Annotated in this window: 13 protein-coding genes; 12 read left to right on the plus strand and 1 reads right to left on the minus strand. The window is 42.3% G+C overall.

All coding sequences use genetic code 11. The features are described 5' to 3' along the window. The first annotated feature begins 44 nt into the window (after positions 1-44). The 5 genes from ACEZ3G_RS14090 (at position 45) to ACEZ3G_RS14110 (ending at position 6,684) form a co-directional block, all read left to right on the plus strand. On the plus strand, positions 45-1,142 hold the full coding sequence (locus tag ACEZ3G_RS14090) for a serine hydrolase domain-containing protein (RefSeq protein ID WP_432426154.1): 1,098 nt from the start codon (positions 45-47) through the stop codon (positions 1,140-1,142). An 88-nt stretch (positions 1,143-1,230) separates the two neighbouring features. Further along, entirely contained in the window at positions 1,231-1,797 is a 567-nt protein-coding gene (locus ACEZ3G_RS14095; protein ID WP_432426155.1) for a 3-keto-disaccharide hydrolase, read from the plus strand. A gap of 23 nt (positions 1,798-1,820) precedes the next feature. Continuing rightward, the gene (locus ACEZ3G_RS14100; protein ID WP_432426156.1) at positions 1,821-2,789 is read left to right on the plus strand and encodes a helix-turn-helix domain-containing protein; all 969 of its coding nucleotides are present in this window, start codon (positions 1,821-1,823) and stop codon (positions 2,787-2,789) included. A gap of 84 nt (positions 2,790-2,873) precedes the next feature. Next, positions 2,874-6,104 carry a glycosyltransferase family 117 protein gene (locus ACEZ3G_RS14105; protein ID WP_432426157.1) on the plus strand — a complete coding sequence of 1,077 codons (3,231 nt, stop codon included), beginning with the start codon at positions 2,874-2,876 and terminating at the stop codon, positions 6,102-6,104. A gap of 88 nt (positions 6,105-6,192) precedes the next feature. Continuing rightward, positions 6,193-6,684 (plus strand): hypothetical protein, encoded by a 492-nt coding sequence (locus tag ACEZ3G_RS14110; RefSeq protein ID WP_432426158.1) that lies wholly within the window; start codon positions 6,193-6,195, stop codon positions 6,682-6,684. Position 6,685: 1 nt separating this feature from the next. Here the strand turns inward: ACEZ3G_RS14110 and gldA are convergent, their stop codons facing one another. After that, the gene (gene gldA / locus ACEZ3G_RS14115) at positions 6,686-7,582 is read right to left on the minus strand and encodes a gliding motility-associated ABC transporter ATP-binding subunit GldA (protein ID WP_432426159.1); all 897 of its coding nucleotides are present in this window, start codon (positions 7,580-7,582) and stop codon (positions 6,686-6,688) included. Between the two features lie 336 nt (positions 7,583-7,918). Here gldA and ACEZ3G_RS14120 point away from each other — a divergent pair, with 336 nt between their 5' ends. From ACEZ3G_RS14120 to ACEZ3G_RS14150, 7 genes are all read left to right on the plus strand, one after another. Continuing rightward, complete coding sequence (locus tag ACEZ3G_RS14120; protein ID WP_432426160.1) at positions 7,919-8,746, plus strand: prephenate dehydratase; 828 nt, start codon at positions 7,919-7,921, stop codon at positions 8,744-8,746. After that, positions 8,743-9,888 (plus strand): pyridoxal phosphate-dependent aminotransferase, encoded by a 1,146-nt coding sequence (locus ACEZ3G_RS14125; RefSeq protein WP_432426161.1) that lies wholly within the window; start codon positions 8,743-8,745, stop codon positions 9,886-9,888. The genes ACEZ3G_RS14120 and ACEZ3G_RS14125 overlap by 4 nt, the downstream gene beginning before the upstream one ends. Positions 9,889-9,985: 97 nt before the next feature. Beyond that, positions 9,986-10,846: a prephenate dehydrogenase gene (locus tag ACEZ3G_RS14130; protein ID WP_432426162.1), complete on the plus strand. Its 861-nt coding sequence runs from the start codon at positions 9,986-9,988 to the stop codon at positions 10,844-10,846. A 1-nt stretch (position 10,847) separates the two neighbouring features. Next, entirely contained in the window at positions 10,848-11,936 is a 1,089-nt protein-coding gene (locus ACEZ3G_RS14135; RefSeq protein WP_432426163.1) for a chorismate mutase, read from the plus strand. 27 nt (positions 11,937-11,963) lie between these two features. Continuing rightward, positions 11,964-12,914 (plus strand): ribosome small subunit-dependent GTPase A, encoded by a 951-nt coding sequence (gene rsgA / locus ACEZ3G_RS14140; RefSeq protein WP_432426164.1) that lies wholly within the window; start codon positions 11,964-11,966, stop codon positions 12,912-12,914. Beyond that, complete coding sequence (gene dtd / locus ACEZ3G_RS14145; RefSeq protein ID WP_432426165.1) at positions 12,915-13,367, plus strand: D-aminoacyl-tRNA deacylase; 453 nt, start codon at positions 12,915-12,917, stop codon at positions 13,365-13,367. It abuts the gene before it with no gap. Beyond that, positions 13,367-13,693, plus strand: coding sequence for a nucleotide pyrophosphohydrolase (locus ACEZ3G_RS14150; RefSeq protein ID WP_432426166.1), 327 nt, complete (start codon positions 13,367-13,369; stop codon positions 13,691-13,693). The genes dtd and ACEZ3G_RS14150 overlap by 1 nt, the downstream gene beginning before the upstream one ends. Positions 13,694-13,722 lie beyond the last annotated feature (29 nt).

Consider the following 13,722-nt stretch of genomic DNA (forward strand, 5'->3'; position numbering starts at 1 on the left):
AAATTCTTGGTTATTAATCTACCAGTGACCAATAACGAAATACTTTGAATCCGATAACCAAATATTTAAAAAATCTTTTCGCTTCGAAAAGGGTCATTGGCGATGATATAAATTTGACGGGGCTGGCAAGGGCAGACGCCATACTAGCTGATCTGATTGAACGAAAGAAAGTTCCCGGAATTTCAATCACCGTTTTAGAAGGCGGAAAGACCCTTATGCAAAAAGGGTATGGCTTCTCTGATATTGAAAACAAAATTCCGGTCCACCCTAAGAAGAGCGTTTTTCGAATAGCCAGTATTTCAAAAAATATTGCGGCCACTGCGTTGGCCATTATGGTGGAAGAGGGCAAAATAGATTTGGATGCTTCCTTTTATGACTACGTGCCTTACTATCCAAAAAAGAAATGGGATTTTACCATCCGCCAATTGGCAGGCCATACTGCGGGAATCCGAGGGTATCGTGGTACTGAATACGGACTTAATAAACCTTTTTCCATCAAAGAAAGTATCGAAATATTCAAAGATGACGAACTGCTTTTCGAACCCGGTTCTGATTATTTCTACAACAGCTACGATTGGGTACTGATTTCATTGGCGATGCAGGAAGCAGGCAAAGTTCCATTTGAAAAATATGTAGAAGAAAAGGTTTTGGATCCACTTGCGATGAAAAACACTTTTACGCCCTATCAGGCCGAGCACAGTCGAGATCTGACATCTAATGAGTTTCTTACAAAGTTCTACACCAAAAATAGGTTAGGTGATTATAGGGAAGCCATCGTCGTAAACAATTTTTACAAATTGGCTGGTGGCGGCTACCTTTCTACATCCGAAGATATTGCCAAATTTGGCCGGTCGTACCTAGATGGCATTTTGTTGAATGAAGTGGTCAGAACCGAGTTTTTGACCTCGCAAATGGTGAAGGGCAAACCGACCTATTATGGTCTCGGCTGGCAGGTCAGCGAAGACCAAAAGGGACGCAAATTTTATGGACATATAGGTAATGGGGTGGGAGGCTACGCCAATCTATTTGTATATCCAGAAGAACAAATGGTATTCGCCATATTGACAAATTCTACGAATCCCGATATTCAAGATGAGTTGGATAAGGTTGTTGATGTTTTGATTTCTACGCGCAAAGTATGATTTTAGCTCTGGTACCGAAATAGATCGGATGTAATATTTCAGATATCACTATATTTATTTTGTCAACCGACCCAAATAATCCGAACACATGAAATTTCTTGAAAATACCATCTTGATAATTTTAATGAGCACGCTCACGTTCTCTTGCAAGCAAAGCAAACCTTTATTTGAACCTAATAGCGGCTCTTGGTTACAAAAAGGGGACGCAAAATGGGAGTTTGCCAATGATGAGATATATGCAAGCCTTCTAGAGGGTTCAGGTTTTATAATGACCAAAGATGTTTATAAGGATTTTGAACTGGAACTTGAATTTTATCCCAGTGAAACAATAAACTCCGGTGTTTTTGTCCGGTGTAAGGATTATGAGCTGAGCTATACCGACTGCTATGAGATTAATATTTGGGATGAACATCCTGATCAACCCAATAGAACAGGGGCGATTGTTTCAAGGGCCAATCCTGCGAAATATGTAAGGACAATCAATAAATGGAATACGTATAGGATAGTATGCGAGAAAGATCACATACAGGCCTGGATCAATGATATTTTGGTGGCCGACCTTCGTAATGATGAGTTAAAGGAAGGGTATATCGGCCTTCAGGCCGACCAAATAGGATCCGTTAAGTTCAGGAATGTACGTATTAAGGTTTTATAATCGGTTCATCAAAGTGCAAGAATATGTTCAAAGTGTATTTATTGGCAATTCTTTTATCGTGTACCTCGGCTTTATACGCCCAACCGGCCATTTCAGGTCATCTCGACCTTGAAGATATACAACAAAAGAAACTTAGAATCTATCTCGCCAAACTTGATTTGGAACATCTTCAAGATATAAAGTTTGCAAAGCAAATTGCTTGGGCACCTATAAAGGATGACGGTACTTTTTCTTTTGACCGAAAACATATTTCCGAGAAAGATGCGATATATCGATTGTATATCGGCAAAATTGAAAAGGCGATTCAAGATACCATCATCAATGGAACCACATTCATTCTTTCCGATTCCGATACGCTGGTCTTTCAAAAGAGCGATGCACCTTTTGAAAACTATTCCACCACCAATCAGGCCGACAAAGAATGGAAGAAGTTACAGGCTTTCGAGGCGGAATTATTACAATCTAAAATCGAGAGCAATGACGAAGGTGCCCAACTTAAAGGTTACGCCAAGGATTCATTACGTATTTTGATGGTCAAGTTGATCGGTATAAAACAATTGGAAGAAAAGCAATTGCTGGATCAAGACATTGCCAAAAACCCTGATTTCTACCTAGCCCTTTTAGATGAATTGAAACATAGCGAAATGCCACTCGAAAACTATCGATTTCTTGAAAAGAAACTGGCATTTTTGACCCAAGAGGTTGTCGAGCAAAAATATGCTTGGAGCAGGGTAATCAACTTTATACTAGGTTTTTTGGTACTGGGGTTGGGGGTGTTACTTGTTTTTAAAAGAAAAAGAGAAGCGAATTTACCCGATTTGAGCCGTCAAGAACGAAATGTGCAAAACCTCATGCTACAGGGCAAGACCAATAAAGAGATTGCGAAAGAACTTTTTATCAGCGTCAGCACTGTAAAGACCCACATCACAAATATTTATGGCAAGCTAAAGGTTTCCAATAGACAAGAGTTGCTGCAAAAATCACAAAATTAGTACGGGTACTAGTACCTAAATCAGACCTCCTTTATTTTACGGTTCAAGCTTTCCGAAGGTACTTTGGGGAAAGTATTTTTTTGAATGGCGGAAAGTGGTTTTAAACGTTGGAACCTGATTTTAGGGTGGTCTGTTTTTGCTTTGGCCCTCTTGGTCTATGGCATTACCGTTGAACCTACCGTAAGTTTTTGGGATGCTGGCGAATATATTGCCACTTCGGCCAAATTGCAGATTGCGCATCCGCCCGGTGCGCCCTTGTTGCAAATGATCGGGGCGTTCTTTGCATCGTTCGCGACCGACAGATCCCAGATTGCCCTAGCGGTGAATTATGTTTCGGTGGTTTCGAGTGCTTTTACCATTCTCTTTTTATTCTGGACGATTACCAACTTAGCACGAAAATTGATTTCCCGAAAAGACAAGATTTCCGGGGTGCAGAATATGGCGATTCTCGGCAGTGGTTTTATCGGTGCGTTGGCCTTTACTTTCTCAGATAGCTTTTGGTTCAATGCGACCGAGACCGAAGTGTATTCCATGGCGAGCCTTATCATGGCTCTACTGCTTTGGCTCGGTCTTAAGTGGGTGCATAATCTCGGATCGCCCCGAAGTGACAAGTGGTTAATCTTGATCGCATTTGTAATCGGGCTTACCTTCGGTATTCAGTTCATGGGCTTTTTGGCGATTCCATCCATCGGATTGCTTATTTATTTTAAACGATTTGAGATTATTACACCAAAGAACTTCATAATCGCGAATGTAGCGGCTGTGGCCCTGTTGCTGTTGGTCTTTAAATTTTCGTTGACCTATGTATTGAAAATGTTCGGGTGGAGCGAGGTGTTTTTTGTAAATACCATCGGATTGCCCTTCAATTCGGGTAGTTTGATTATGGGCATTCTTTTGGCGACCGTATTTTTCTTGGCCTTGCGCCATACCCAAAAAAGAAACCTGCGAACTGCGAACACCATTATATTGGTACTGCTGTTCTTGGTTTTGGGATTTTCCTCGTGGCTGATGCTTCCCATTCGTGCAAACGCTAAAACGGTGATCAATGAGAACGACCCCGACAATGCCCGTACCCTATTGGCCTATTACAACCGTGAAATATATCCAGCACCGGCAAGTCCGTTTTACGGGGCCTATTATTCCGATAAATTTGCCGATGACCACCCCGATAAAGATGACCATCCCAAATATGAAAAGGATCATATCACCGGAAAATATATTGTCGTCAATTCTTATAAGGGCGCTTTACGAGGGGATAGTCCCCAACATACGGGTTGGCTCCCCCGAATGTGGAGTTCGCAAAATGCCGAAAATTATATGCGTTATTATGGGCCGCTCGAATTTACCGTTAAAAGGGAGTTTCAAGGCAATTCGGACTTGCAGCGGGCAGCCGAGACCATACGAACGCAATATGCCGATGGAGAAATCGATACGGAAGGCTACATAAAGTTTTTGACAGATGCCTCTGATTATATCGAGGTTCGGCCACCAACGGTTTGGCAGAATATCGAATACCTCTTTCACTTTCAACTGGGCTACATGTATTTGAGGTATTTTATGTGGAATTTTGTAGGGCGACAAAACGATGAACAGGGCCGTTTCGATGGCAATGGCGAATGGTTGAGCGGTATTGGTTTTATTGACGGTCTTCGGTTGGGAAATCAAGAAAACCTTCCTTCGGAAGAACTTGATAATAAGGCGCGAAACACTTATTTCTTTCTGCCTTTGTTATTGGGACTGGTCGGCTTGGTCTTTCAATTCCAAAAAGATTGGAAACAATTTTGGGTGCTGATGGTGTTCTTCCTGTTTACGGGCTTGGCCATTCAATTTTATACGAACCCACCCATATTCCAACCACGTGAACGCGACTATTCCTTGGTCGGATCTTTCTATGTTTTTGCCATTTGGATCGGGTTAGGGGTTTACGGCCTTTTTGAGGAGTTCAAAAAATTTGTAAAACCCAAAATGATGCTTCCTATCGTTTTGGTCGTGTGTTTTGTTGCCGTACCCGCATTGATGGCCCAACAAAATTGGGACGACCATGACCGCTCGGATAGATACACGGCACTTGCGATGGCGAAATCTTACCTCGATTCCACAAAAAAAGAGGCGGGGTCGATACTTTTTACGATCGGCGATATCGATACCTTTCCGTTATGGTACGCCCAGGAAATCGAAGGCTATAGAACCGACACACGGGTAATCGTTACTACCTATTTCAACACCGATTGGTACATCGACCAGATGAAACGAAGGGCCTATGAAAGTGAACCCATTCCGTCTCAGTTGACACATGATCTGTACCGATATGGTTCGCGCGATGTCATTTACTACGCCCCGATGACCGATACCCGATGGCCGATACAGGATTTTATGAAATGGGTCGCTAGTGACAGTCCGCAGACCAAGGTCAAAAGTTTGATGGAAAAGCAGGGAAGGGATATTTCAAACTTTTCGGATGGGTATCTAGACGCGGTTTTTTATCCCACGAACAAAATCCGGGTACCTGTAAACAAAGATAAAGTGTTGGCCACGGGCCTGGTAAAACCTGAAGACGCTGACCTAATCGTTGATCATATCGATATAGACCTGCCCGAGACCGGCATCGGAAAGGGAAGTCTGCTGATGTTGGATATTATTGCCAACAACGATTGGGAGCGCCCTATTTATTTCTCCGGGGGAAGTTTTGACGAACAGGAATACATCTGGATGAGCGATTATCTACAATTGGATGGCCTGGTCTATAAATTGGTGCCGATCAAGACGAAGAATACCAGTATTTTTGAAAAAGGAAGGATAGATTCCGATTTGATGTACGATATCGTCATGAAATGGGATTGGGGCAATTCGGGAAGCCCTGATATCTACCACGATCCGCAGACCAGAAAACAGGGCGGAGTCTCGAACCGTATCGCATTGGCGCGCCTTTTGGAAAAATTATTGGAAGAAAACAAAATCGAAAAGGCCAGAAAAATTATCGAATTGGCGATGGTAAACATTCCCCTTGAACATTTCGGATACTACACCTTTGTAGTGCCTTTTTTTGACGGGTACTACAAGGTGGGCGAGCCCGAAAAAGCGAACCGATTGTTCCATCGATTAAAATGCGTCTATCAAGAACGGCTTGACTATTGCAATTCCGTTCCTATGAATGAACAATTCGTCCAAATCGAAACGATTTTGGCCGATTTACAGGGCTATCGACGACTGATCGATGTACTCGAAGAAAATAAAGAGCGGGAAATGGCCGAACGGGAAACCTTGGTTTTCAATGAGTATGCCGATTTGTTTCAGAAGGTCTTGAGTCAGTACTGATTTTATTGCTTGTTTGAAATATAAAAAAGGGCCGTACGTTGTAAATAGGCATGCGTTTGGTGTGCTTTTCATTTAATAGACTTGACAAATGAGCAAATTTAAAATTATTGCGGTTTTAATATTGATTTGGACAAGTGGGCTTAACGCCCAGGAAATTACAGTTTTTCCAGGGTTCTGGAGTGCGGAGTATTATCAAGATGATGAGCGGATAAGTAAAAAAGAAGTGAAAGCTTTAATGGCAAAGAACGAAGAAATAAATGCGTATTGGAAGAAATCAAAAACTCAAGGCACTATAAGTTCTGTTGGTTTGGTGGCCGAATTCGGATTTGCCCTTTGGATGTATGCCGAGATCTTGAATGATGACCCTTATTTGAGCAATCGGGATAAAGCTAAAAACGCATTAGGTCCGGCTTTTGGAGTTTTGGGATCGGGTGTGGTCACCGGTATATTCATGTACGCTTCAAGCAAATCAAAAAAGAAAGCGATTTTGGCCTACAACAAACAGTTTGACAACAAAACTACTTTCCGTTTAGTGCCCACGAGTAATAAAAACGGTGTTGGGCTTGCGTTGAGATTTTAAATCATTTGTTCGTCAATTCCGTAAACAATCCTTCCAAATTCCTGTTTTTTCGGCTTAATTGAAGTGTTTTTAGTTGGTTGTCATGGGCAAAATCAAAGATGGTAGGGCGCATATCTTTTAGAGTGTCGAAGGTTATCTCATAGACAAAACCACCGGTATTCTTTACTTTTGTTACATTGGGCAATTGACTTAAAAATGCCTCTTCTACACGGTAGTCGAACTCCACTTCGATAATTTGCTCTTCTTCGCCACGAAGATCGGCGAGTTTTTTGTCGGCCACCAAGACCCCTTTGTTGATTATCAACACTCGGTCGCATACCGCCTCGACCTCTTTCATGATGTGTGTTGAAAGCAAAATGGTCTTTTGTTTTCCTATTTCGCGGATCAGTTTTCGTATTTCGAGAAGTTGGTTAGGGTCGAGGCCGGTGGTAGGTTCGTCCAAGATCAAAACATCGGGATCGTGTATCAAGGCCGCTGCGAGGCCTACGCGTTGGCGATAGCCTTTTGAGAGCTGTCCGATTTTTTTGTGGGCTTCAGGTGATAGTCCTGTTTGTTCGATAACCTCGGTAATTCGATTTTTGTTTGTTTGGTAGGCCTCGGCATTGAATGCCAGGTATTCCTTGACGTACATATCCAAATACAACGGATTATGTTCCGGTAGGTAACCGATACTTTTTTGAACATTTTTTTTATCCTTCAGCACATCAAAAGCATTGACTTCGGCATTACCTTCATCCGCTTCGTGATAGGTGGTCAAAATTTTCAACATGGTAGATTTCCCTGCTCCGTTGGGGCCCAAAAATCCGACGATTTCTCCTTTATTGATTTTAAATGTCACATCGTTCAACGCCTTTTGCGCCCCGAAGGATTTACTGATATTTTGTACCCAGATCGACATGTGTAGAGAATTTATCCAAAATTAAACAATAAAGACTGTATTATAGGGGTTCATTACTTTCTTATGGGATACTGCTATGGAAAAATCACCTTGATCGATGTTCCCAATCCTTGAGAAAACAAAAAAAAATGTTCTAAAAACGACATTTTTAAATTTAATTCTTACTTTAGCCCAAGTTTAAGTGTATTATGACTAGGCAATATTTTTATAACGGTTTCTATTTTTACTTCTTTTTCAAAAGAAGTACGGGACTGTTATAGATATTGTAAGATATAAAACAAGTTAAAGTCCCGTGAAAAACGGGACTTTTTTGTTTTTCATTCTAAACGTACGACAATGCCATTGAAGATAGCGATTCAGGGGATCAAGGGATCCAACCACCATCAAGTGGCCAAGGAGTATTATGGCCATGACATCGATTTGGTGGAATGTCTGTCGTTTCACGATTTGGTAGACCGTTTGTTGGAGGGCAAGGCGGACAAAGGTATAATGGCAATCGAGAACTCGATAGCGGGATCCATCATACCGAATTACGCCCTGATAGATGATAACGGGCTCCATATTATCGGAGAACATTATTTGAACATCAACCATAACCTAATGGGGTTGAAAGGGCAAAGTATTACCGATATTTTTGAAGTACGTTCGCACCCCATGGCGCTATTGCAATGTCGCGAGTATTTGAAAACACAGCCCCATATCAAGATGGTCGAAGATGTCGATACGGCGGAAACCGCAAAGCGGATACAGGAAAAAAACCTTAAAGGTATTGCCGCGATCGCCCCAAAAGGGGCCGCGGAACTCTACGGGCTCGAGATTATCGTTCCTGAGATCCAGACGATTAAAAACAATGCCACACGTTTCATTGTGGTAAAAACAAAGAATAAAGAACTTCCCAAAAAGGAAATCAACAAGGCCTCGGTACGATTTGTTACCGATCATAAACGCGGTAGTTTGGCCACGGTACTCAATGTTATGAGCGATTGTAACCTGAACCTGACCAAGATCCAGTCATTGCCGATTATCGAAACACCTTGGAAATACGCTTTTTTTGTGGATGTCACTTTTGACGAGTTCGAACATTTTGCCAAGGCCAAATCGTTATTGAACATCATGCTCGAAGATTTTAAAGTACTTGGTGAATACAAAAATGCCAGATTATGATACGTACGGCGGATCGTTTACATACCGTTGAAGAGTACTACTTCTCAAAAAAATTACGCGAGGTACGCGGTCTTATTGCCGAAGGAAAGCCGATTATCAACATGGGTATCGGTAGTCCCGATTTGGCACCTTCGAAAGACATAATCGATGCGATGCAGAATGCAGTTTTGGATCCTGGGGCGCATCAATATCAAAGCTATCAGGGCTTGCCCGAACTACGGGAGGCGATCGCTGATTTTTATGCATCTAAGTTTAAAGTCGATATCGATCCCGTAAACGGTATTTTGCCATTGATGGGTTCTAAGGAGGGAATCATGCATATCAGCATGGCTTTTCTAAACCCTAGGGATGAAGCGTTGATACCGAATCCGGGCTACCCAACTTACAATGCGGTGACAAAGCTGGTCGGTGCGATTGACAGAAGCTACAATTTGAAGGATGAGGATGGATGGTTTCCCGACTTGAACGAATTACAGCGTCAAGATCTTTCAAAGGTAAAGTTGATGTGGGTAAGCTATCCGCATATGCCGACCGGGGCCATGGCCAGTAAATCACAGCTCGAACAACTGGTCGCTTTCGCCAAGAAGAACGATATACTTTTGGTGAACGATAATCCGTACAGTTTTGTGTTGAGTAATGACCCCATCAGCATTTTGTCCATAGAAGGTGCGAAAGATGTCGCCCTCGAGCTGAATTCGTTGAGCAAGACCTTTAACATGGCCGGCTGGCGCGTGGGGATGGTTTTGGGCAATACCGACCATATCAATGCTATTCTCAAAGTAAAGAGCAATATGGATTCTGGGATGTTCTACGGCATTCAAAAAGGTGCCATCGTGGCTTTGAAGAGCGGTCCCGATTGGTTCGAAGGTCTTGACAAGGTTTATACCTCGCGTAGGGAATTGATGTTTCAATTAGCTGATAAACTCGATTGTACGTATGATCGCAGTGCGGTTGGAATGTTCGTTTGGGCCAAACTACCTCCCGGTAGCGAACCATCAGAAGCATTTATTGACAGGGTGTTGTACGAAAAGAACATTTTTATCGCCCCAGGAACGATTTTTGGGACCAATGGTGAAGGTTATATTCGATTTTCACTTTGTGTGACTAAAGAAAAGATTCGAGAAGCGTTGGAAAGGTTTTAGAGGTACGAAATATGATTTTGGAAATAAGTACTATGATTTTTGAAAAGAAAGTCGAAACACAAGAAATTTGCCTCCTTTGGAGGGGCCAGGGAAAGCCATGAAACTATTTATAATCGGTATCGGTTTGATCGGGGGGTCTTTTGCAAAAGACATAAGGCGTCTGTATCCAGACACAACAATTTATGGTATAGATAGCAATCCGTCGCATCTTGATGAGGCCATGGCCTTGAAAATCATCGATGCGAAATCAGACTATGAAGATCTTGGCGTTGCCGATATGGTCGTTGTAGCCATTCCGGTCAATGCTTTGGTCGCCGAACTACCCAAGATATTGCATAAGGTTGGCGATGATTGTGTTGTAATCGATGGGGGATCGACAAAGAATTTAATTTGCGAAACCTTGGAAGACCATCCGAAACGAAGAAATTATTTGGCATGCCATCCCATTGCCGGAACCGAGTTTTCGGGCCCTTCGGCGGCCATTGAAAGATTATACGAGGGTAAAACGAATATCATCTGTGAAGTCGAAAAGACCGCTTTCAAGTTGCAGGAAAGGGCACTTGAATTGTTTCGACAGATGGGTATGCGCATACGTTATATGAATCCTTTGGCGCATGACAAACATATTGCCTATGTGTCGCATCTATCACATATCAGCTCTTTTATGTTGGGAAAAACCGTTATCGAGAAAGAGAAAAACGAACGTGATATTTTTGACATGGCAGGCAGTGGTTTTGAAAGTACCGTGCGATTGGCAAAGAGTTCGCCAGCCATGTGGACACCGATTTTTGAGCAGAACAGAGAAAATGTAATTGAAACGTTGCAAGAATATATCAATAACCTGCAAAAGTTCAAGGATCTGCTCGAAAAAGGAGACTATACGGGCATTTATAATGAAATGAACGACACAAATAAAATAAAGGAAATACTAAAAGGAATACCTCATAACAAACAATAAAATGGAAAATACAAAGGAAATGAGAAAATGGTTGGACGACTTGAACTTGGGTCATCCTTTGGTGATTGCGGGCCCATGCAGTGCCGAGACAGAAGAACAGGTTTTAGGCATAGCACATAGTTTGAAAGATACCGATGTGAGCTATTATCGGGCAGGAATCTGGAAACCTAGAACCCGTCCGGGAAATTTTGAAGGAGTTGGGGCCTTGGGTTTGAAATGGTTGCAAAAAGTCAAAGATGAGACCGGCATGAAGACGGCGACCGAAGTTGCCAATCGCGCCCATGTAGAATTGGCTTTGGAGCATGACATTGATTTGTTATGGATAGGTGCGCGTTCGACCGTTAGTCCTTTTATCGTACAGGAAATCGCCGATGCTCTTGAAGGAACCGACAAGGTAGTCTTGATAAAGAACCCTGTGAATCCGGATCTTTCGCTCTGGTTGGGAGCTGTTGAACGTCTCAGCACAGCCAATATCAAAAAGTTAGGGGTTATACATAGGGGTTTTTCCACTTACGAAAAAACAAAATATCGAAACATTCCAGAGTGGCAGTTGGCAATCGATTTGCAGACACGTTTTCCAGACCTGCCCATTATCAATGATCCTTCCCATATTACGGGAAAGCGCGATATGATTTTCGATGTCTCACAAACCGCATTGGACCTTAATTTCGATGGCTTGATGATTGAGACGCATCACGATCCAGATAACGCGTGGAGCGATGCCGCGCAGCAAGTGACCCCGAAAACCTTGGTTCAGATTATGAAAGATCTCATAATTAGGAAAGAAAGTGACAGCGAAGCTGAATACAATGCAAAGTTGAGCAATCTAAGGGCCCAGATAGATATCTTCGACCATCAGCTGATCGAGACCCTCGGCAAGCGAATGAAGGTTTCCGATAGTATCGGGGCTCTAAAAAAACAAAAAAACGTTGCCGTTCTGCAATCGAATCGATGGAACCAGATCCTTGGTGCCATGATTCTTGAAGGCGAATCAAAAGGCCTGAGCGAAGAATTCATTCTAAAGATGTTCAAGGCGATCCACCAAGAATCGATCAATCATCAAGAGAAGATTATCAACGCAGAAATTTAAGTCGTTTAAACGTATTGTGACAAATATATGCTAGGCACCGTTTATAAATCTACGGGAAGTTGGTACACCGTCAAATCGAATGAAGGTGATTTCTATAAATGTCGCATAAAAGGAAAATTTCGGCTCAAGGGGATAAAAAGCACCAATCCGATAGCCGTCGGAGACATTGTTAAGTTCGAAAAAGAGAATTTAGGTGATGAGACAATAGGGGTAATTTATGCAATACAGGATCGCAAGAATTATATTGTGCGAAAATCGGTTAACCTATCGAAACAGACACATATTATAGCGGCCAATCTTGATCAGGTCTTTTTGATGGTTACCTTGAACAATCCGAAGACCTATACCATTTTTATCGACCGTTTTTTGGCGACGGCCGAAGCATACGACGTAACGGCTATTTTACTTTTCAATAAAATAGATACCTACAATAAAGAAGAATTGGCCGAGGTGACGTATTTGGCCGAGCTCTATAAGCGTATTGGGTATACGTGCATTTTGATTTCGGCCCATACCGGCGAAAATGTGGACCTTGTGAAGAAATTGATGCTAGATAAGACCAGTATGTTTTCGGGAAATTCAGGTGTTGGCAAGTCCACATTGGTGAATATACTTGAACCGGCATTGAACATCAAAACTTCCGAGATCTCAGAGCAACATTTACATGGCCAGCATACAACGACTTTTGCCGAAATGTTCGACCTTGGTTTTGGTGCCAAGATAATCGATACCCCAGGTATAAAGGGTTTTGGTGTCGTCGATATGGAAAAAGAAGAAATTGGCGATTACTTTCGTGATATATTCAGGCTTAAGGCCGACTGTAAGTTCAATAATTGTCTGCACCTCGATGAACCTAAGTGTGCGGTGAAAGAAGCTCTCGAAAACGATGAATTGGCGTGGAGCCGTTATGAAAGTTATGTGCAAATGGTCACGGGTGACGAAGACACCTATAGAATCGACAACTATTCTAAAAACTAGATGAGGGCAATTATTCAAAGGGTTTCAAGGGCTAGTGTTACCGTTGAGGGAAATTTGATTTCAAAAATCAAAATGGGACTATTGGTATTGTTGGGAATCGAAAATGCCGATGCCAAAGAAGATATCGAATGGCTATCGCGTAAAATTGTCAATCTTAGGATTTTCAACGACGAAAACGGAATAATGAACAAATCGCTTCTCGAAGTCGATGGAGATGTTATCATAGTTAGCCAATTTACATTGCATGCCGCTACGAAAAAAGGAAATCGCCCAAGTTATATCAAAGCCGCCAAGCCTGATCGAGCTATTCCTGTTTATGAGCAATTCGTGCGTCAAGTGGAACTAGATTTAGGCAAAAGGGTCGGTACTGGCGTTTTCGGGGCCGATATGAAGGTCGATTTATTGAACGACGGCCCTGTAACCCTAATAATTGATACCAAAAACAAGGAATAATGAATATAAAAAATTCCCAAGTCGCAGTCGATAACTGGATACATGAACACGGTGTTCGATACTTTAATGAATTGACCAATATGGCCCAGTTGACCGAAGAGGTTGGCGAAGTCGCCCGAATAATCGCCCGACGTTACGGTGAACAAAGTGAAAAAGAATCTGATAAAGAAAAAGATCTTGGCGAAGAATTGGCCGATGTGATTTTTGTGGTACTCTGTTTGGCCAACCAGACAGGGGTCGATCTGCAAGAGGCATTTGACAAAAAATTGGCTTTGAAGACCAAGCGCGACCATGATCGCCATCAGAATAATAAAAAGCTCAAATAGTACTATATTTGGGCTTTCTTTTTAGACCT

Origin of the sequence: Meishania litoralis (assembly GCF_042611095.1) — a bacterium.
Lineage (GTDB): Bacteria > Bacteroidota > Bacteroidia > Flavobacteriales > Flavobacteriaceae > Meishania > Meishania litoralis.

Bases quoted from the DNA above. Each gene is read 5' to 3' on its own strand.
- ACEZ3G_RS14095 (WP_432426155.1), top strand. From the start codon at position 1,231: ATGAAATTTCTTGAAAATACCATCTTGATAATTTTAATGAGCACGCTC.
- ACEZ3G_RS14100 (WP_432426156.1), top strand. From the start codon at position 1,821: ATGTTCAAAGTGTATTTATTGGCAATTCTTTTATCGTGTACCTCGGCT.
- ACEZ3G_RS14105 (WP_432426157.1), top strand. From the start codon at position 2,874: ATGGCGGAAAGTGGTTTTAAACGTTGGAACCTGATTTTAGGGTGGTCT.
- ACEZ3G_RS14110 (WP_432426158.1), top strand. From the start codon at position 6,193: ATGAGCAAATTTAAAATTATTGCGGTTTTAATATTGATTTGGACAAGT.
- gldA (WP_432426159.1), bottom strand. From the start codon at position 7,582: ATGTCGATCTGGGTACAAAATATCAGTAAATCCTTCGGGGCGCAAAAG.
- ACEZ3G_RS14120 (WP_432426160.1), top strand. From the start codon at position 7,919: ATGCCATTGAAGATAGCGATTCAGGGGATCAAGGGATCCAACCACCAT.
- ACEZ3G_RS14125 (WP_432426161.1), top strand. From the start codon at position 8,743: ATGATACGTACGGCGGATCGTTTACATACCGTTGAAGAGTACTACTTC.
- ACEZ3G_RS14130 (WP_432426162.1), top strand. From the start codon at position 9,986: ATGAAACTATTTATAATCGGTATCGGTTTGATCGGGGGGTCTTTTGCA.
- ACEZ3G_RS14135 (WP_432426163.1), top strand. From the start codon at position 10,848: ATGGAAAATACAAAGGAAATGAGAAAATGGTTGGACGACTTGAACTTG.
- rsgA (WP_432426164.1), top strand. From the start codon at position 11,964: ATGCTAGGCACCGTTTATAAATCTACGGGAAGTTGGTACACCGTCAAA.
- dtd (WP_432426165.1), top strand. From the start codon at position 12,915: ATGAGGGCAATTATTCAAAGGGTTTCAAGGGCTAGTGTTACCGTTGAG.
- ACEZ3G_RS14150 (WP_432426166.1), top strand. From the start codon at position 13,367: ATGAATATAAAAAATTCCCAAGTCGCAGTCGATAACTGGATACATGAA.